This window comes from Hydrocarboniphaga sp. (assembly GCF_028291725.1).
Lineage (GTDB): Bacteria > Pseudomonadota > Gammaproteobacteria > Nevskiales > Nevskiaceae > Hydrocarboniphaga.
Genome location: NZ_JAQGNT010000115.1, coordinates 1 through 18099 on the forward strand (window position 1 = coordinate 1; position 18099 = coordinate 18099).

Consider the following 18099-nt stretch of genomic DNA (forward strand, 5'->3'; position numbering starts at 1 on the left):
AGAAAGATCATGCGCTCGATGGCAACGGCCGCCGCCATCGCCAGCACCAGCGCGATCGGGTACATAAACGCGCCGCCACCTTGAAAAAAACGGATGACGTGATTGAAAAACTCCATGGAGCTCGCTCCTCTGCGGGTCTCTGAAACAAATGATGAGAAACAAATGATGAAACGGACGATGGTATCGGAATGACACGGTTCAGCAGGTCAGGCGGGTCAAACGATGCGGCAAAGTTTAGGCGTTGATGCGGGCGTGGGGGATGCGTCCGGATCTATGGTTGGGGCGGGGGTGTGGACGGCGCCGGGCCGGTCTTGGCTTTCTGCGCGGCGGCCAGGGCTTCGTAGTATTCGACCTGGCGCGCGAACACCCGGCGGTCCAGCGGTTCCAGCTGTACCGACAGCAGGCGCGCCGGCCGGTCGATGTCCGCTTCCGCGGCCGCATTGCGCCACGGCGTGATGTACAGGCCGATCGGGGATTCGCGCTCGCCGATGATATTGGTGCCGCTGGTCGTACCGCCGGTCTTTACGCCACCGGCAGAACCTGCCGACGGTGCCGGAGCGGCGCCAAGGCTCGTCGACAGCGCCGGCTGATCGTTGTCGGGGGGCGGAGATTTGGGCGCTTTCGGCTGGGTCTGCGCAATGGCGATCGATGGCGCGAGCAGCGCCATCAGCAGCAGGCTGAGGCGGATCAATTGACGGGTCATTTCTTGACTCCGATTGCGGCCGGTGCGGGCGGCGCAGCGACCGGGGCCGCCGCTTTCTGCGCGGCCTCGATCTCGGCGATCCAGGCCAGCACTCGCAGATCTTCCTTGCCGTACAGGCGCAGATATTCCTTGTAGTGCGGCACCGCGGCGGCCGGCTGCTTCATGTATTCGTCGAGCAGGATGCCGAGATTCAGCTGCGCCGCGGCATAGTCGGGCTTCACCGCGATCGCCTTCTCGTAGGCCTGCTGCGCGCGCGGATAATTGCCCGCTTCACGATTCGCGATGCCGAGCCAGTTGAACGCCGACGCATTCTGCGGATTGAGCGCGGCCGCGCGGCTGAAGGCCGAGATCGCGACATCGCGGCGATTGCTCTTGTCGTAGATGATGCCGAGGTTCATCTGCGGGCCGGTGTAGTCCGGGAAGTCCTGCGCCAGCTTCAGGAAGCCCGCCTCGGCCTCGGCGGTCTTCTTGGTCTTCATCAGCTCCAATGCCTGCTTGAAGCGCGCTTCCGGATCGCCCTTGTCGGGCACCGGGACCACCGGCGCTTCGGCCTTTGGCGGCGTCGGCCTTGACGGCAGTGTCGGACCGGGCTTGCTCGGGCCGCTGGAGCAGGCTGCCAGTGCGAGCAGCGCCAGCGCCGCGAGCGGCTTGCAGGACGAGAGATTCATCGCGGTCTCGAAGCCCTTACTTAAGCGAGTCATACGTGTCCTCGCTCTTTTCGCGCTTGCCGTATTTGCCGGGCGCCAGTACTGCCAGCGCCTTGGCGCTCTTGGCGACCCATTCATCGTAGATGCCCTGGGGAATGCGTCGCAGATTGGTTTCGTGCGCCTCGATCGCTTTTTCCTCGAACGGGAAGGACTGTTCCTCGAGCAGCAGGTTGTACTGCTCCAGCTCCAGGTCCGACATCTTCTTCGGCCGTTCGGAGTCGGTCAGCGACTTGGCGAAGTCCTGGTGCAGCGTACCGAGTTCATAAGTCGCGGCGGTGGTCACGTCGGCGAAGCCGTAGCCGGCCGCGCGATTGAGCGCCTGGATCGCCGCTTCGACCGCCTTCTGCTTGACCGGCAGCGAGGCCTCGATCGGCAGCGTGATGCGGATCGTTTTGGCCTGCGCCGCGGTGATGCGGCCGACTTCCAGGCTGGACTTCGCCGCGAGCGCCTTGGTCGCGTCGCTGCGCTCGCCGCCGGCGCCGGCATCGGCGTTGACGATCTCGCGCAGCCAGAACAGCTGCTGCTCGGTGTTGTTGCCGGCTTTTGCATAGTCGACCAGCCGCGAACGCGCCTGCATCGAGCGGTCGATCGGCCGCGGGAACGCGCCGACGTAATACTGGTAAGCCGGCCCGGCCTGCGCCGGCAGCTTGGCCTCGTCGTACAGCGTCGCGGTCAGCCACGCGGCTTCCATGCGCACCGCCGGCGACTCGGTCTGACGCTGCGCGATGCGGTTGTAAGCGGCCGCGGCCTGCGCCGGCTTGTTGTCCTTCTGATAGGACACGGCGAGCTTCTTGTCGACGTCCGGGATCAGGCTGTTGGTCGGGAAGCGCGTGCGGAAATTCTCCAGCGTGTGCGCCGCGGTCGGCCAGTCTTCCATCTGGATCAGGCTGGCGGACGCATCGTATTCGGCGTTCGGGCGGATGCTCGCATCCGGCACCACTTCGCCGAGGCGCAGGAAGTCGTTGACCGCGCGGCGCTGATCGCCGGCATCACGCGCGGCTTCGCCCTGCTTGTAGATCGACGCGGCGAGCTGCTCGCTGACTTCATGACGCGCCGGGCCGGCCGGTGTCAGCTTCTGTTCCTGGGCGAACGCGGCTTCGGCTTCGGGATAGTGCTTCTGCTCGAACTGCGCGTCGCCGATCACGCTGTAGGCGATGCGCTGCAGCTCGGGCGTGGCCGGCGGCGTATTGGTCAGCACGCGCTGCGAAACCTTGATCGCTTCGTCCAGCGATTTCAGCTCGTACAGATCCTGCGCCGCCTGCGTCAGCACCGGCAGCTTCGCAGGGTGATACGCAAAGCTGTCGGCTAGCTTGACGCCGCTGTCGACCGCCAGCCGCAGTGCGGCCGGCCGCTCGGCCGCCGGTACTTCCTTGGCGTACTTCTCGTAGGACTGGAACGAGGCCAATGCGGCATCGGTGGTGCGCGGGTTCTGCTTGTAGTCGTAGGCGGTGCGTGCGTACTGCTCGGCGGCTGCGCGGGTCTGGCCGCCGTCGAGCAGCGCGTCGCCGTACAGGAAGCTGATGTCCGGCGCTTTCGGATCGGTCGGGAAGACTTCCAGAATGCGCTTGTACCAGTTGGCCGCGACGATGAATTCCGGCCTGGACTTGGTGGTGTCGGCCTTGCCCGCCTGCGCCAGCGCGTGATGATGGCGCGCCAGATCTTCCATGTGCTTGCGCAGCTCGGTCAGCACTTCCGGCGTGGCCGGCTTGCCGCCCCAGTAGCTGGCCTGCGGATCATAGGTGACGGCGTAGCGTTCCTTCTCGCGGATCACCAGATCCTTGAAGCCGCCGTCGGTATAGGCGCCGATCACCTGCGACTGGAAGGTCGGCGACAGCGGATGCGTCGGGTAGCGCTGCGGGAACGCGGCGAACGCTTCGGCCGCGTCGGTATAACGCTCGCGCTCGATCAGGGCCTTGCCGAGCGCATCGTAGATCAGCGGATAGAAACGCGGATCGCCGTATTTCTTGAAGTAGTCGTTGGCCGCCTGGCCGCCACCCTGAGCAACCAGCGACAGCGAAATCACGCGCAGCGAATCGCGTACCAGATCGTTCTTTCCTTTCTTGACGCCGGCGACCGCGTCGACATTGGTGACGTCACCGGCGGGTAGTTCCCGATCCAGGATCTGGAAGAAGCTGGTGATCGCCGCGTCGTACTTGCTCTGCTTGTACAGCGTCCAGCCGTACTTGTACTGCGCGGGCTCGAAGAACGGCGTGCGGTCCTGCAGGTCCATCACGATCTTGTATTCGCCTTCGGCCTCGGCAAAACGCTGGCGCCCGAACAGCAGCTCGGCGCGGCGGAAGTGCGCGTCGCCGCCGAGCTTGGAGTTCGGGAACTCCTTGTTGAGCTGGGCCAGCGTGTCGATCGCGGCTTCGGTGTTGCCGCCGTTCTGGTTGGCGCGGGCGAGCTGGTACAGCACGCGGTCGTTGTTCGGATCGCCAGGGCGTTCCAGCAACAGCTGCTGGTAGGTCTTGATCGACTTGTCGAGCACCGTCGCGCTGTCGTCGCCGCCGCCCTTCAGATCGTCGGTCTGCACCTGCAGGTCGGCGATACGGCGCTGCGCTTCGGCGCGCGTGTTGTCGTCGGGATTCAGCGCCAGCAGCTGCCGATAGTTCTCCAGCGCCTTGTCCGGATCGGGCGCGACCGGATCGCTGCGGTCGAGCTTGAGCTGCTGCTCCACCGGCGCTTCCTTCTTCATCGATTCGCGGATCGACGGCGCCGAGTTCTTGACCTCGGCCGGTACCGTACCGCAGGCGGCCAGGATCAGGCCGGCGCAGGCGGCGCCAAGCAGGGGCGCGAGCTGATGTGCCGCCGCTTCAGGCTTCCATGCGCGTCGCAGGCGGATCATTTCTTGATCTCGTATTCGTCGGGGTCATTGGCCGTCGGCTGGCGGTCGTACAGGCGCGCCAGCGCGAAGCGGGCTTCGACCAGATACTTTTCGATCTGGTCTTTCTGCGCCTTCAGTTCCTTGGTGCCGAGTTGCTGCAGATAGCGGCCCTGCTGATCGCCGGCCTTGGCCAGATTCGGCCGCAGGTTGGCGAGCCGTTTGCGCAGGTCGCCGATGCGCTCAAAGGTGCCGAAGAAATCGCCGGAGGAAGGCAGCGGCGCCAGCCGCAGCTGAGGCCGCACCGGCGCCGCCGGCGCCAGCGGCGCGCCGTAGCGGCCGGGCTCGGCCAGATGGGCGTCGAGGGCCAGCGTGATTGCGATCGGGCCGCTTGCCAGCTCACGGCCTTCGCTGGCCCGCGCGAACAGCACGCGCGGATCAACCGATGCGCGTTCGGCGGTGTTGTAGGCCTTTTCCATATCGGCGAGGCGCCGGTCCCAGGCGTCGAGATTGCGCGCCAGCAGGCGCACGTCGCGATAATTCTTCAGCGCCTCGGCAAAGCGGTGCTCGGCGAGCAAGGTCTGCAGGTAATAGGTTTCGGGCGCGTCCGGCAGATCCTTCAGCTCCCAGTTCCAGCCGGATTCGGCGTCGAGGTCGCGCTTGACGATGGTCTCGACCATGCGATTGGTCTTCAGCGCTTCGACCGCCAGGTCGGTGCGCTTGCGCGCAATCTCGAGCCGCTCGACCGCCTGCTCGTAGAACGTGCGCGCCTGCTCGTGCGCACCGATCTGGTCGAGCGAGTAGGGCACGGCGAGCCAGGCTTCCTGTACCGCCGGGTCCTGCGGATCGCGGTCGATCAGGATCAGCCAGGCCGGCAACGCGGCCTTCAGCGCTTCTTCCTTGTCGGACGAGCCGGCGATGCGGCGGAAGCTGCGCAGCGGCGCCGGATCGTCGACCAGGCCGCGGCGCAGCAGCACTCCGAGTGTCGAGAACGATGCGAATGGGCTCTTGGCACCGGTGCTGCCATCGTCGACGTTGTCGCGCCGCGCGCGCTCGCCGTCGATGGTCAGCTCGGCCCAGCCGAGACCGAGCAGCGCGCGGTTGGAATAAGGGCCTTCGACGCGTACCTTGCGCAGCAGCGGCTTGGCCGCCGCGCCCTGCTGGCTCTGCAGAAAGTTCCAGCCCAGCGTCATGTTGGCGCGGTCCATCAGCGCCAGCGAATCGCGGTCGGTCGGGTCGAGCTTGCCGACCTTTTCCAGCAAGGTGCGGCCCTGTTCGGTGCGGCCGTCGCGCAACAGCGCGATCGCCAGGTTGTAGCGGGTGTACTCGGTCTGGTCGCTGCCGTTTTTCGGCGCGGTCAACACGTCGATCGCGTCGGCGTCCTTGCCCATCGCCATCAGCACACGGGCGCTCAGGTCCTGCCACTCGACCAGCAGTTCCTTGGGCAGGTTCTCGCGCAGCTTCAGCAGCGTCGCGCGCGCTTCGGGCAGATAGCCGCGGGTATATTCGAATTGCGCCAGCTTGAGCTGCGCGCGATCGAACTGCAGCGGGTCGGCCGTGCTCGAACCCATGCCCTGATAAATCACATCGGCACGCTCGCGCAGGCCGAAAGACAGATAGTTATCGGCCAGCAGCCAGGGGTACTGGGCGGCGCTCGGCGTCGGTGCGTCTTCCTGAATCTTGAGCAGCTCGGTCAGTGCCGAGAGGTGGCGCTTGTCTTCGCCCAGGAAGCGGGCTGCCCGAACGCGCGGGTCGTTCTGGTCGCCGGGCGTATAGGTCGCGACCGCCGCATGCGCGGTGCCGCTGCAAGCAAGCGCCAGCGTCAGGCCGGCCGCCAGTCGCCGCAGATTCGGGCCGCTCACTTGGACGCTCTCCATTCCTTGAGCCGCAGAATCGGCTTGCCGCCACGGTTGGCCTTGCCGACGATCAGTTCCAGCGTGACCGGTGTCTGGCTCTTGTCGAAGACTACGTCGATGCGGTCGGCAAATGCGGTTTCGCCCGGTTTGGCATCTGCATAATTGCCGACGTACTCGGCGTGCAGCTTGTGGCTGCCCTTGATGACGTTGAAGCGGCCGATGCGCTGCAGGCCCTTGCTTTTGAGCAGGGCCTTGGCATCGGTCTCGCTGTAGTCGTAATGCACCGTATTGGCGTCGTCGATACTGATACTGATCGTGTGCATCAGCAGTGCGGCGGTCTCGACGCTGACATAGACGTCGACGCGCGAATACGGCGGATAGTTGAAGTCCTCGTCGGCGAGCTGCGCGTCGCGGCTGAACTGCAGCGCCTCGTCCTTGAGCACCTGGATGTTCTGATCGAGCTGCAGCGCAGCGTCGGTTTCGGTGTCCGCCCACGCGGCAGTGCCCGGGGCCAGGCCCAGCACAAGCGCAGCGAGGGTCAGTCTCAGGGTCTTATGACCGCGAAATGAAAGCATCAGGGGGTAGGCTGTCGTCGTTTGACGGAGTTTAGCAGGGCCGATCGGCAAAGCGTCGGCCCAAGCGGTGCAAGCCCGCGGCGCTGCAACGAAGGCGGATCACGCCACCGCCGGTGGACGAAAATCATCCTTCCATGCGCGCAGCGCCGCGAATACCGCCGTCTGATCGACCAGTGCAGCGCCGGCCTGCGCGGTCACCGCGTTGCGAACGCTGGCCAGGCCAGTGCGCAGGAAAGGATTGATTGCGCGTTCGACACCGATGCTGCTCGGCAGGCTCGGCATCTGCGCCGCACGACGGGCGTCGATTTGTATCCGATAGTCGGCGAGTTCGCGGTTGCCCTTGTCGACGGTCTGAGCAAAGGCCAGATTGGATTGCGTGTATTCATGCGCACAGTAGACCGCGGTGTCTTCGGGCAGGGCGGCAAGCCGCTCCAGCGACGCCAGCATCTGCGCCGGCGTGCCTTCGAACAGGCGGCCGCAGCCGCCGGAGAACAAGGTGTCGCCGCAGAACAGCAAGCCTTCCTGCGCAAAATAAAACGCGATGTGCCCCAGTGTATGGCCGGGAATTGCGATGACCTGCGCCCGTGTGTCGAGCACCCGGACTTCGTCGCCGTCGACCAGATGCCGGGTCAGCGTCGGAATTTTGCTTGCCTCGGCTTTGGGCCCCGGCACCGGGATGGCGCGGCCGTCGACCAGCGCTTCGATCCCGCCGACATGGTCGCTGTGGTGATGCGTCACCAGGATCGCTTCTAAAGTCAGACCGAGTTGGTCGAGCACGCGCTGTACCGGGCCGGACTCGCCGGGATCCACCAGCACGGCTCGCATGCCGCGCTGCAACAACCACACGTAGTTGTCGCTGAACGTCGGTATGGCGCGGACCTGCAACCCGGAGCCGGCGGGCGATTCAGAACGGATAGGCTTGGACATGGTTAAGATGGTCGGCGTCCCAGCAGCACGAGTCAATAATGCCGCTCTCCCTAGGCCGCCGCTCCAGCCGCCCATTCAATCGATACACCCTGTCGATCTGGCTGCGCTCCGCGCGCGGCAAGCGTCAGCTCGATCTGGAACAGAAGGAACTCGAGCGCGTGCTGCCCGAAGTGTTCGGCCGGCACATGTTGCAGATCGGGTCCTGGGGCCGCGGCGACGAGCTGCTGCAGTCGACCGAGACCCTGCATCGCGCGGTGATCGGCACGGTCGCCGATTTCGGTGCGCAGGCGCTGGCGGCGCCGGAAGAACTGCCGATCGCGACCAAGAGCGTCGACGGCGTGGTGCTGCCGCATACGCTGGAATTCACTCACGCGCCGCACAATGTGCTGCGTGAGGTCGCGCGTGTACTCACCGACCGCGGCCGTCTGTTCGTGATCGGCTTCAATCCGCTGGGCGGCTGGGTGATGCGCCAGCGCCTGGGCTTCGGCTATCGCGCGTTCCCGCCGCCGTCCAGTTACTACGGCATCGGCCGGCTGCGCGACTGGCTCGAGCTGCTCGATTTCGAAGTCACCGAAGTGCGCCGCTTCGGCGTCGGCTTTCCGTGGCTCGCATCGCAGTCGCAGAACCAGGCCTGGAGCCTGGGCAGCCTGCTGGCGCCGCTGGCCGAATCGTATCTGCTGGTGGCCCGCAAGCGCGTGCTGCCGGTCAATTTCGTCGGTCGCGCGCAGCGTGCGCAGGTCAAACCGCTGATCGGTGCGGTCGGTGCCGGCACCGCGGCCAATTCGGCCGCCAATTCTTCTGTCAATTCCGTGGAGACTCCGTCTCAGTGAAGTCTGTTGTGATGTATACCGACGGAGCCTGCAAGGGCAATCCGGGGCCGGGCGGTTGGGGCGCGGTACTGCGCTATCAAGGCATCGAAAAACAACTCTGTGGCGGTGAAGCCGGCACCACCAACAACCGCATGGAGCTGACCGCCGCGATCGAGGCGCTGGACTCGCTGCGCGAACCTTGCGAGGTGCTGCTGCACACCGATTCGACCTATGTGATGAAGGGCCTGACCGAGTGGTTGCCGAACTGGAAGCGCCGCGGCTGGCGTACTGCCGACGGCAAGGCGGTCAAGAACCAGGATCTGTGGCAGAAGCTCGACGCGGCCTGCCTGCAGCACAAGATTCAGTGGCGCTGGGTCAAGGGCCACGCCGGCGATCCCGGCAACGAGCTGGCGGATCAGCTGGCCAACAAGGGCTGCATTCAGGCTGCGGCGCGAGTTGGCGGCGGCTGAGAATGCGTAGGTCGGCAATCCTTTGCCGACGTGAGGCCTAGCTTGCGCATTGAGCGTGCACGTCGGCAAGGGATTGCCGACCTACGTGGCTGGTGGTTATTCCGCGGCATCACGGAATGATGCGTAGCCTGCGCATCTCGTCGAACAGGCCCAACAGCATCGCCTCGGTTTCGACGAATTCGTGGAAGCCGTAGCGCCGCGCCTTGCTGCCGTCGGCGAACAGGTCGTAGTCCCAAGAGAACACGAAATCGCCGAAGCCCCAGGACGAGACCGCGCTGTAGGCATGCGGCGCGAGCCGATGACGCTCGCGCATCGCCTTCCATAGCGGCTCCTTGTCGGCCATCACCGCGCTCAGCGACATCGGCAGCGGCGGCGCGACATCCAGATCGAAGTAGCGCGCGATGCGCGGCCATAGCTCGCTCCAGCGGAACAGATCGCCGTTGTTGATGTTGAAGGTCTGGTTTGCGCAGCGTGGTTCGGTCGCTGCCCAGACCGTTGCGCGCGCCAGCAGGGCGGCGTCGGTCATCTCCAGCAGCTTGTCGTAGGCACCCGGTTTGCCGGGGAAGCGCAGCGGCAGATTCAGCTCCTTGCAGATCGACGCATACACCGCGATCAGCATCGCCAGATTCATCGGATTGCCGAGCGCGATACCGCCGACCACCGCCGGCCGGATCGCCGACCAGTTCCAGGCCTTGCCGATCTGCCGCTGCTCCAGGAACTGCTGCTGATCGACATTGAATTCCGGCGGCATATGCGGCGGATCGGTTTCGCGCGCCGGCGTCTTGAACGGGCCGAGATGCGCGCCGTAGACCTTGTAGCCCTGCATCAGGCTGATGTGCCGCAGACCGTGCGCGATTGACTCGATCGCATCGACGACATTGGTCAGCATCGCCAGATTCGGCGGCACCAGTTCGGCCCAGGTCGGGCGGTCCTGATAGGCGGCGTAGAAGACATGCGTGACCTGATCGAGTCCGGCGAGCTTGCTGCGCGTGTCGTCGGCGTCGAGCAGGTCGACCGCGATGTGGCGGACGCGCTCGCTCGGATCGCCGCCGCGCCGCGACACGCCCATCACGTCCCAGTCGCCGGTGCTCTGAAGCTGTGTGACCAGATTGCCGCCGATCACGCCCTGGGCGCCGACGACCAGCGCGACCGGCTTCGACGTGCGCATCACGACACCGCCGGAGCCAGCCGGCCGGACGACTTGCGCAGCAGTAAGGGCGCGCACATCGCGGCCGCCGCCAGCGGCAGCAGGGCCGCGATCCACGGTACCGCGTCCAAGCCTGGGCCGTGATCGATCACCGTGCCGCCGAGCCAGGCGCCGAGCGCGTTGCCGAGATTGAACGCGGCGATGTTGAAGCTCGACGCCAGGCTCTGGCCGGCGCCTTCGGCCTGCTTCAGTACCCAGATCTGCAGCGGCGGAACCGTCGCGAAAGCGGCAGCGCCGAGCAGGCCGACGAACAGGATCGCCGCGATCTGCGAGTGCAGCGCGAAGCTCATCACCGCCAGCACCAGGGTCAGCATCAGCAGGCTGCCGAGAATCGCCTGCGCCAGGTTGCGGTCGGCGAGCTTGCCGCCGATCAGATTGCCGATCACCAGGCCGGCGCCGAAGATCAGCAGGATCGGCGACACCGCCTGGTCCGAAAAGCCGCTGATCCGGGTCAGCAGCGGTGCGATGTAGGTGAACACGACGAACAGACCGGCAAAACCGAGCGCGGTCGTCGCAAAACCGAGCAGCACCGGACCGCGAGCCAGCACGCGCAGGTCCTCGCGCAGATTGCCGGGCGCTGGCGCAGCGCGGTCACGCGGCACCGCGAGCGCGATCACCGACAGCGCAAGGACGCCCACCGCGGCCACCGCCCAGAACGTCGCGCGCCAGCCAAGATGCTGCCCGAGCCAGGTGCCGAATGGAACGCCGAGCACATTGGCGACGGTCAGGCCGGTGAACATGATCGCGATCGCCGACGCCTGCTTGTCCTTGGCGACCAGGCCGGCGGCCACCACCGAGCCCACGCCGAAGAAGCTGCCGTGCGCGAAAGCGGTCAGTACGCGCGCGGCCATCAGCATCGAGTAGCTCGGCGCCAGAGCGCAGGCGGCGTTGCCGATGGTGAAGATCAGCATCAGCGCCAGCAGCACGGTCTTGCGTGGCCAGGAACTCGTCGCCACCGTCAGCAGCGGCGCGCCAACGACCACGCCCAGCGCGTAGCCGGAGATCAGCATGCCGGCGGCGGAGATCGACACGCCGAGATCGACGCTGACGTCGAGCAGCAGACCCATGATCACGAATTCGGTGACGCCGATGCCGAAGGCGCCGGCGGTGAGTGCATAGAGCGCGACGGGCATGTCGGCCTTCCTTTCGCGGTGATGCGCCGCGGATTGCGGCCCGACCAGCTTGTGGCCGGAAGCCTTACCTGACTAGCATTCCGCAAGTAAAAAGATTGATGAGTTCAAATCACATGCCAAGAATCGACGTAAACCGCTCCGGAGAAATGGAGGCCCTGGTGCGCGTGGTCGAGCGCGGCGGCTTCTCGGCCGCGGCGCGCGAACTGCGGATGACGCCGTCGGCGATCAGCAAGCTGGTGTCGAGGCTGGAAGCGCGGCTCGGCGCGCGGCTGTTCCATCGCTCGACGCGCAAGCTGCAGCTGACGCCGGAAGGCCGGGCTTTTTACGAGCGCAGCACGCGCATCCTCGGCGACATCGACGAGGCCGAGCGCGGCGCGGCGCTCGGCGCCGAGCCGCGCGGCCGGGTCAGCGTCAACTGCAGCGTTCCGTTCGGCCTGTTGCTGCTGGCGCCTCTGCTGCCGGCTTTTCTGGAACGCCATCCGCTGGTTTGCATCGACCTGACCTTGGAAGACGCGGTGATCGACTTCCACGACAAACCCGCCGACGTCGCGATCCGCCACGGCGAGCTGCCGGCCTCGGAGCTGGTTGCGCGGCATCTGGGCGACAGCCGCAAGGTGGTCGTCGCCGCGCCGGCCTACCTGGATCGCCATGGTACGCCGCGCAATCTGAAGCAGCTCGAGAAGCACAACCGGCTCGGCTTCAACTTCCCTCACAGCACCGAGAGCTGGCCTTTCCGGCACAGCAACGGGACGCTGACGCAGCTGCCGGTTGGCGGTAACGCGCGCACCGGCGACGGCGAGAGTCTGAGACTGATGGTGGTCGCCGGCGCCGGCATCGCGCGGCTGTCGCGCTACCACGTGCAGCCGGATATCGATGCCGGCCGGCTGGCCGTGTTGCTCGAGGGCTGCAATCCCGGTGACATCGAGCCGCTGCACGCGGTCTACCGCGGCCGCAGTGGGCACCAGCCGGCGCGGGTCCGGGTCTTCCTGGATTTTCTGGTCGAGCGGATCCGGTTAAGCTGAGGCGCCTTGCCGTCATCAGCCACGCCGGAATCATGCGCCAGATCGTACTCGACACCGAAACCACCGGCCTGGAAGTCAGCCTCGGCCATCGCGTGATCGAAATCGGCTGCGTCGAGCTGCGCAATCGGCGGCCGACTGGCGAGAATTTTCACCACTACGTGCATCCGGAAGACAAGCAGATCGACCCCGGCGCTGAGGCAGTGCACGGCATCAGCCTGAAGTTCCTGGCCGACAAGCCCAAGTTCAAGGAGCTGGCGCAGCCGCTCTGGGATTATCTGGCGGGCAGCGAGCTGGTCATCCACAACGCCGCGTTCGATATCGGGTTTCTGGACGAGGAATTCCGCCGCGCCGGTGTCGGTACCAAGCTGCTGGACGTGTGCACGGTCATCGACACCGTGACGATGGCGCGGCGCCTGCATCCGGGCCAGAAAGTGAACCTCGACGCGCTGTGCAAGCGCTACGCGGTCGATGCCTCGCGTCGCGAGCATCATGGCGCGCTGCTCGACGCCGGCCTGCTCGCCGACGTGTACCTGGTGATGACCGGCGGCCAGTCGGCGCTGATGCTGGACGACAGCTCGCGCAGCAGCAGCGTCCGTCGTTCACGCTTCGTTGATCTGCTCGGCGTGCCTGCGGATCTGCCGCTGGTGGTCGTGGTGGCGACCGACGATGAAGTGGCCGCGCACCAGGATCGCTTGAAGACGATTGAGAAGAAGTCGGGTGGCAAGCTGATCTGGGGTGGCGAGCTGCATTAGTCGCAGCGTGTAGGTTGGGGTGAGCGCAGCGAACCCCAACATCAGTGCGGACGACTGTTGGGGTTCGCAAGCTCACCCCAACCTACACGACTACTTCGTCGCCAGCGCCGTGACGACTTCGAAATATGGCGGACGTGTTTCGCGTGAGGTGACGCGGCAGCTCTCGACTTTCAGGCCGGCGTCTTTCAGCAAACGCTGCAAGGCCTCCGGTGACAAGCCCAGATTCACGTGATCGTAGGCACGCATCGCTTCCTCGTGATGATGCTCGCCCAGGGTCGCGACGATCAGATGTCCGCCAGGCTTCAGCACCCGTGCCACTTCCTTCAGCATCACGTCCGGATGTGCGCTATACGGCAGCGCGTGCATCGCGAACACATGATCGAAGCGGCTTTCATCGAAAGGCAGCGCATGCATGTCGCCCTCCTCGACGCTGACGTTGCTGAAGCTGGCCAGACGCTTGCGCGCCGCTGCGACGACCGTCGCGCTGACGTCCACGCAGGTCACGCTGCGCGCATGGCTGGCGATCAGCTCGCTGAGCACGCCGTCGCCGGAACCCAGGTCCAGTACGTCGCCGAGTTCCAGCAGCCCGATCAGGGCTCTTGCCGTCGCCTCCCAGGTGCGGCCCGGCGAGTAGTGCAGCTCCATGCGGCCGGCGACCGACTCGGCCCAGGTCTGCCCGTGCTTGCGCGCCAGTACCACTTCTTCGGCGCGTTCGCGATCGATGCGCGTCTGGCGGTCGTCGATCTGGGCGCGCAGATGCGACCACAGCTCACCGGCGGCGCCGCCGTTGCCGCTGGCCGAGTAGAGCGCCGCACTGCCGACGCGCTTGTCCTGCACCAGCGCGGCGCGCTTCAGACGGGAAAGATGTGTGGATACCCGGCTCTGCGCGAGCCCGGTGATGTCGGTGAGCTCGGCTACCGACAGCTCATAGGCTTCCAGCAGCAGCAACAGGCGGCAGCGGCTCGGATCGGCCAGCAAGCGGCAAAGTTCGGTGCCTTGTTCTAACGACAGTGACATGGGATGGCTTTAGCCAAGTGTTTCAGCAAATGAGGATGGGTACGCAAAAGCCCGCCGGCGCCGGGCGCGGGCGGGCTTGACGGGACGGCGCAAAAAAATCAGCTGCCGGTCTTTTTCTTGCTTGCCGCCTTCTTCGCCGGCGCTTTCTTCGCGGTGGCAGCCTTCTTGGCCGGAGCGGCTTTCTTCACGGCGGCCTTCTTCACGGCTGCCTTCTTCGGAGCGGCCTTCTTGGCGGCTGCGGCCGGGGCTGGTGTGGGCCTGGAGTCCGTGGTCGCGGTCGCGACCGACTCGCGCGCATGCGCGATCAGCCGGGTCACGGTTTCCTGCATCAGGTCGAACTGGGTCTGCACGATCGCCTGGATGCCGCCTTTCCTGTGCGAGCGCAGCGAGGCCAGCGTGCCGTCGTAGTAGTCGTGCAGCGCTTTCAGTTCCTTGTCGGCGAACTTCTGCAGGCCCTTGTAGACCGCTTCGTTGGCGGTGCCGACCGCGGCGAGCGAATCCTTGCGCATGCGATCGAACTGTTTCTTCAGCTGGTCCAGGCGATGTTTTGCTTTCAAGGCTCACTCCTTCATGACACGACGATGAAGGCCGAGTGTAGGTGCAAGAGCGCAGCGCCGTCACCTTCGGTCGAGCTCGGCGAAACCCGCATTGTTTACGTGCGTAGCGGCCCGGAGCTATGATGCCGGCCCGTTCCATACCGCTGAGTATGGCTGCGTTTGGCGCCCTCGGACGCTAACGCAGCGGGCCGAATTCAAAAACCAAAGGAGTCTGCTCCCGCCATGTTCCAAGGCCAATCCATCCGCGTGACGGTGCTCCCCGGCGGTATCGCCGAGCTGTGCTTCGATCGCCAGCAGGACGCGATCAACAAGTTCGACAAGAGCACCGTCGAAGAACTGGCGGCCGCTGCCGCCGCCCTAGGCAAGGACAGCTCGATCAAGGGGCTGCTGGTCACCAGCGCCAAGAGCGTGTTCATCGTCGGCGCCGACATCACCGAGTTCGGTCAGAACTTCAAGCTCAGCGAAGAAGAGCTCGCTGCCTGGGCGTTGAACGCCAACCAGGCGTTCAACGCGATCGAGGACCTGCCGTTCCCTAGCGTTACCGCGATCAACGGCATCGCGCTCGGCGGCGGCTTCGAAATGTGCCTGGCTACCGACTACCGCGTGATCGCGGCGGACGCTCAGGTCGGCTTCCCCGAAGTGAAGCTTGGCATCATCCCGGGCTTCGGCGGCACGGTGCGCATGCCGCGCCTGACCGGCGCCGACAACGCGATCGAGTGGATCGCGTCCGGCAGCCAGCAGAAGGCCGAGGCAGCGCTGAAGGTCCGCGCCGTCGACGGTGTGACACCACTGGACAAGTTGCGCGACGCCGCGCTCCGCACCTTGAATCTCGCCATCGAGGGCAAGCTGGACTGGAAGGCGCGCCGCGAGCAGAAGAAGGGCCCGCTGAAGCTCAACCAGATCGAATCGATGATGGTGTTCGAAACCTCCAAGGGTTTCATTGCCGGCCAGGCCGGCCCGAACATGCCGGCGCCGGTCGAAGCGGTCAAGGCGATCCAGAAGGCCGCATCCAAGGGCCGCGACGACGCGCTGAAGATCGAAGGTGCCGCGTTCGCCAAGCTCGCCAAGACCAGCGTGGCAGATGCCTTGATCGGCATCTTCCTGAACGACCAGTTCCTGAAGAAGAAGGCCAAGGGTGCGAGCAAGATCGCCAAACCCGTCAAGCACGCGGCGGTGCTCGGTGCCGGCATCATGGGCGGCGGCATCGCCTTTACCAGCGCGTCCAGGGGCACGCCGATCGTGATGAAGGACATCGCCGAAAAGGCGCTGGACCTGGGCATGAGCACGGCCAACAAGTTACTGGCCAAGGACGTCGAGCGCGGCAAGCTCAAGCCCGAAAAGGCAGGGCAGATTCTGTCCGCGATCCGGCCCGTGCTCAGCTACAGCGAATTCAAGGATATCGACATCATCGTCGAGGCTGTAGTCGAGAATCCGAAGGTCAAGAAGAGCGTGCTTGCCGAAGTTGAAGCCGTGGTCGGCGAGAACACGATCATCGCCTCCAATACTTCGTCGATCTCGATCGAAGAGCTGTCCACCGTGATGAAGCGCCCCGAGAATTTCCTCGGCATGCACTTCTTCAACCCGGTGCACAAGATGCCGCTGGTCGAGGTCATCTACGCCAGCAAGACCAGCAAGGAGGCGATCGCGACGACGGTCGCCTACGCAAGCGCCATGGGCAAGACGCCGATCGTCGTCAAGAACTGCCCGGGCTTTTTGGTCAACCGCATCCTGTTCCCTTACTTCTTCGGCTTCTTCGGCGCGATCCGCGATGGTGCCGACTTTGTCAAAGTGGACAAGGTGATGGAGAAGTTCGGCTGGCCGATGGGCCCGGCCTACCTGCAGGACGTGGTCGGCATGGACACCAGCCACCACGTCGGCGACGTGCTCGCCGAAGGCTATCCGGACCGCATGGGCCACGGCGAAGGCAAGAGCGCGCTTGACGTGATGTTCGACGCCAAACGCTATGGCCAGAAGAACGGCCTCGGTTTCTACAAGTACGAAACCGATCCCAAGGGCAAGCCGAAGAAGACCGCAGATCCGGAGTCCTACGAGCTGCTCAAGGCCGCGCAGCCCAAGGGCATCGTCGACATGTCGGACGAGGACATCGTCGACCGCCACATGCTGCCGATGATCATCGAGACGGTGCGCTGCCTCGACGACGGCATCGTCGAAACGCCGGCCGAGGCCGACATGGGCCTGCTCTACGGCGTCGGCTTCCCGCCGTTCCGCGGCGGCGCGCTCAAGTACGCCGACACCATCGGCCTGAAGACCATCCTGGAGAAGTGCGAGAAATACGCGCACTTGGGCAAGCTGTATCAGCCCACAGATTCGATGAAGAAGATGGCCGCTGAAGGTAAGACTTTCTATTCGAAGTGAGCCCTCGCGCTCACGCTGGAGCAATACATGAGTGGCAACATGACTTATGCCGTTATCGTCGATGCGATCCGCACGCCGATGGGCCGTTCCAAGGCGGGTGTGTTTCGTAATGTGCGTGCAGAAGCGCTGTCGGCGCATCTGATGGCGGAAATCCTCAAGCGCAATCCGGCAGTGAAGCCGAGCGACGTCGAGGACGTGATCTGGGGCTGCGTGATCCAGACGCTGGAACAGGGCTACAACATCTCGCGCAACGCGCTGCTGCTCGCCGGCCTGCCGCAGAGCGTTCCGGGGCAGACCGTGAACCGCTTGTGCGGCTCGAGCATGTCGGCGATCCATATCGCCGCGGCGCAGATCCAGGCCGGCATCGCCGACACCTTCATCTGCGGCGGCGTCGAGCACATGGGCCATCTGCCGATGGCCTTCGGCTTCGACGGCGCGCCGGAGCTGTCGGTGTTTACCGCGAAAGCCGCCGGCAGCATGGGCCTGACCGCGGAAATGCTGACGCAGACTCACGGCATCGATCGCAAGAGCCAGGACGAGTTCGCGCTCGCTTCGCACCAGAAGGCCTACGCCGCCTGGAAGAATGGCGAATTCAAGGGCCAGATGGTCGGCACGCCGGGCCATGACGCCGACGGCGCGCCGATCATCGTCGACTTCGACGAGGTCGTGCGCCCCGATGCCAACCTGGAAAGTCTGCTGGCGCTGAAGCCGGTGTTCAACCCCAAAGGCTCGGTCACCGCCGGCAACAGTTCGGCAATTTCCGACGGCGCGTCGGCAACGCTGATCATGAGCGAGGGCAAGGCCCAGGCCCTGGGCCTGAAGCCGCTGGCGCGGATCATCGGCATGGCCGCGGCCGGCTGCAATCCGTCGATCATGGGCATCGGCCCGGTGCCAGCGACGCAGAAGGCGCTGAAGGCCGCCGGCATCGATATCAAGGATGTCGACTACTTCGAGCTGAACGAGGCCTTCGCCGCGCAGTCCCTGGCAGTGCTGACCGAGATGAAGCTGCTCGACCGCATGGACCACATCAACATCAAGGGCGGCGCCATCGCCCTGGGCCATCCGCTGGGCTGCTCCGGCGCGCGCATCACCGGCGCGCTGGCGCATATCCTCAACCAGAAGGACGCGCAGTTCGGCCTCGCCACCATGTGCATTGGCATGGGGCAG

At 65.3% G+C, this 18099-nt stretch carries 16 protein-coding genes; 6 read left to right on the forward strand and 10 right to left on the reverse strand.

The window, feature by feature from the left end; genetic code table 11:
- Positions 1-271: 271 nt before the first annotated feature.
- The 6 genes from JWQ90_RS28475 to gloB all read right to left on the reverse strand — a co-directional run bounded on the left by JWQ90_RS28475 (position 272) and on the right by gloB (position 7589).
- Entirely contained in the window at positions 272-703 is a 432-nt protein-coding gene (locus JWQ90_RS28475; protein ID WP_299698479.1) for a hypothetical protein, read from the reverse strand.
- On the reverse strand, positions 700-1404 hold the full coding sequence (locus tag JWQ90_RS28480; protein WP_299698480.1) for a tetratricopeptide repeat protein: 705 nt from the start codon (positions 1402-1404) through the stop codon (positions 700-702). The genes JWQ90_RS28475 and JWQ90_RS28480 overlap by 4 nt, the downstream gene beginning before the upstream one ends.
- Entirely contained in the window at positions 1388-4255 is a 2868-nt protein-coding gene (locus tag JWQ90_RS28485) for a tetratricopeptide repeat protein (RefSeq protein ID WP_299698481.1), read from the reverse strand. Before JWQ90_RS28485 ends, JWQ90_RS28480 begins: the two co-directional genes overlap by 17 nt.
- Entirely contained in the window at positions 4252-6093 is a 1842-nt protein-coding gene (locus JWQ90_RS28490) for a hypothetical protein (protein ID WP_299698482.1), read from the reverse strand. Before JWQ90_RS28490 ends, JWQ90_RS28485 begins: the two co-directional genes overlap by 4 nt.
- A complete protein-coding gene (locus JWQ90_RS28495; RefSeq protein ID WP_299698483.1) occupies positions 6090-6662 on the reverse strand; it encodes a hypothetical protein in 573 nt (190 codons plus the stop codon). The genes JWQ90_RS28490 and JWQ90_RS28495 overlap by 4 nt, the downstream gene beginning before the upstream one ends.
- A 99-nt stretch (positions 6663-6761) precedes the next feature.
- A complete protein-coding gene (gloB, locus tag JWQ90_RS28500) occupies positions 6762-7589 on the reverse strand; it encodes a hydroxyacylglutathione hydrolase (RefSeq protein ID WP_299698484.1) in 828 nt (275 codons plus the stop codon).
- Between the two features lie 38 nt (positions 7590-7627).
- Here gloB and JWQ90_RS28505 point away from each other — a divergent pair, with 38 nt between their 5' ends.
- Together JWQ90_RS28505 and rnhA are read left to right on the forward strand one after the other, a co-directional pair.
- On the forward strand, positions 7628-8419 hold the full coding sequence (locus tag JWQ90_RS28505; protein ID WP_299698485.1) for a class I SAM-dependent methyltransferase: 792 nt from the start codon (positions 7628-7630) through the stop codon (positions 8417-8419).
- Positions 8416-8868 (forward strand): ribonuclease HI, encoded by a 453-nt coding sequence (gene rnhA, locus JWQ90_RS28510; protein ID WP_299698486.1) that lies wholly within the window; start codon positions 8416-8418, stop codon positions 8866-8868. Before JWQ90_RS28505 ends, rnhA begins: the two co-directional genes overlap by 4 nt.
- Positions 8869-8977: 109 nt before the next feature.
- On the opposite strand, the gene JWQ90_RS28515 is transcribed toward rnhA, so the two are convergent.
- Both JWQ90_RS28515 and JWQ90_RS28520 read right to left on the reverse strand, forming a co-directional pair.
- Positions 8978-10036, reverse strand: coding sequence for an SDR family oxidoreductase (locus JWQ90_RS28515; protein WP_299698487.1), 1059 nt, complete (start codon positions 10034-10036; stop codon positions 8978-8980).
- Entirely contained in the window at positions 10036-11208 is a 1173-nt protein-coding gene (locus JWQ90_RS28520) for an MFS transporter (RefSeq protein WP_299698488.1), read from the reverse strand. The genes JWQ90_RS28515 and JWQ90_RS28520 overlap by 1 nt, the downstream gene beginning before the upstream one ends.
- A gap of 113 nt (positions 11209-11321) precedes the next feature.
- On the opposite strand from JWQ90_RS28520, the gene JWQ90_RS28525 reads away from it, so the two are divergent.
- Positions 11322-12230 (forward strand): LysR family transcriptional regulator, encoded by a 909-nt coding sequence (locus tag JWQ90_RS28525; RefSeq protein WP_299698489.1) that lies wholly within the window; start codon positions 11322-11324, stop codon positions 12228-12230.
- A 32-nt stretch (positions 12231-12262) separates the two neighbouring features.
- On the forward strand, positions 12263-12982 hold the full coding sequence (gene dnaQ / locus JWQ90_RS28530) for a DNA polymerase III subunit epsilon (protein ID WP_299698490.1): 720 nt from the start codon (positions 12263-12265) through the stop codon (positions 12980-12982).
- 90 nt (positions 12983-13072) lie between these two features.
- Here the strand turns inward: dnaQ and JWQ90_RS28535 are convergent, their stop codons facing one another.
- A complete protein-coding gene (locus JWQ90_RS28535; RefSeq protein WP_299698491.1) occupies positions 13073-13999 on the reverse strand; it encodes a metalloregulator ArsR/SmtB family transcription factor in 927 nt (308 codons plus the stop codon).
- Positions 14000-14097: 98 nt separating this feature from the next.
- Positions 14098-14556, reverse strand: coding sequence for a phasin family protein (locus tag JWQ90_RS28540; RefSeq protein WP_299698492.1), 459 nt, complete (start codon positions 14554-14556; stop codon positions 14098-14100).
- 222 nt (positions 14557-14778) lie between these two features.
- On the opposite strand from JWQ90_RS28540, the gene fadB reads away from it, so the two are divergent.
- Both fadB and fadA read left to right on the forward strand, forming a co-directional pair.
- Entirely contained in the window at positions 14779-16932 is a 2154-nt protein-coding gene (gene fadB, locus JWQ90_RS28545) for a fatty acid oxidation complex subunit alpha FadB (protein WP_299698493.1), read from the forward strand.
- Between the two features lie 39 nt (positions 16933-16971).
- The coding region (gene fadA, locus JWQ90_RS28550) for an acetyl-CoA C-acyltransferase FadA (protein WP_299698494.1) at positions 16972-18099 on the forward strand (1128 nt) is incomplete at its 3' end.

Bases quoted from the DNA above. Each gene is read 5' to 3' on its own strand.
- JWQ90_RS28535 (WP_299698491.1), bottom strand. From the start codon at position 13,999: ATGTCACTGTCGTTAGAACAAGGCACCGAACTTTGCCGCTTGCTGGCC.
- gloB (WP_299698484.1), bottom strand. From the start codon at position 7,589: ATGTCCAAGCCTATCCGTTCTGAATCGCCCGCCGGCTCCGGGTTGCAG.
- JWQ90_RS28505 (WP_299698485.1), top strand. From the start codon at position 7,628: ATGCCGCTCTCCCTAGGCCGCCGCTCCAGCCGCCCATTCAATCGATAC.
- JWQ90_RS28525 (WP_299698489.1), top strand. From the start codon at position 11,322: ATGCCAAGAATCGACGTAAACCGCTCCGGAGAAATGGAGGCCCTGGTG.
- JWQ90_RS28520 (WP_299698488.1), bottom strand. From the start codon at position 11,208: ATGCCCGTCGCGCTCTATGCACTCACCGCCGGCGCCTTCGGCATCGGC.
- JWQ90_RS28475 (WP_299698479.1), bottom strand. From the start codon at position 703: ATGACCCGTCAATTGATCCGCCTCAGCCTGCTGCTGATGGCGCTGCTC.
- JWQ90_RS28485 (WP_299698481.1), bottom strand. From the start codon at position 4,255: ATGATCCGCCTGCGACGCGCATGGAAGCCTGAAGCGGCGGCACATCAG.
- fadB (WP_299698493.1), top strand. From the start codon at position 14,779: ATGTTCCAAGGCCAATCCATCCGCGTGACGGTGCTCCCCGGCGGTATC.
- JWQ90_RS28495 (WP_299698483.1), bottom strand. From the start codon at position 6,662: ATGCTTTCATTTCGCGGTCATAAGACCCTGAGACTGACCCTCGCTGCG.
- JWQ90_RS28515 (WP_299698487.1), bottom strand. From the start codon at position 10,036: ATGCGCACGTCGAAGCCGGTCGCGCTGGTCGTCGGCGCCCAGGGCGTG.
- JWQ90_RS28480 (WP_299698480.1), bottom strand. From the start codon at position 1,404: ATGACTCGCTTAAGTAAGGGCTTCGAGACCGCGATGAATCTCTCGTCC.
- dnaQ (WP_299698490.1), top strand. From the start codon at position 12,263: ATGCGCCAGATCGTACTCGACACCGAAACCACCGGCCTGGAAGTCAGC.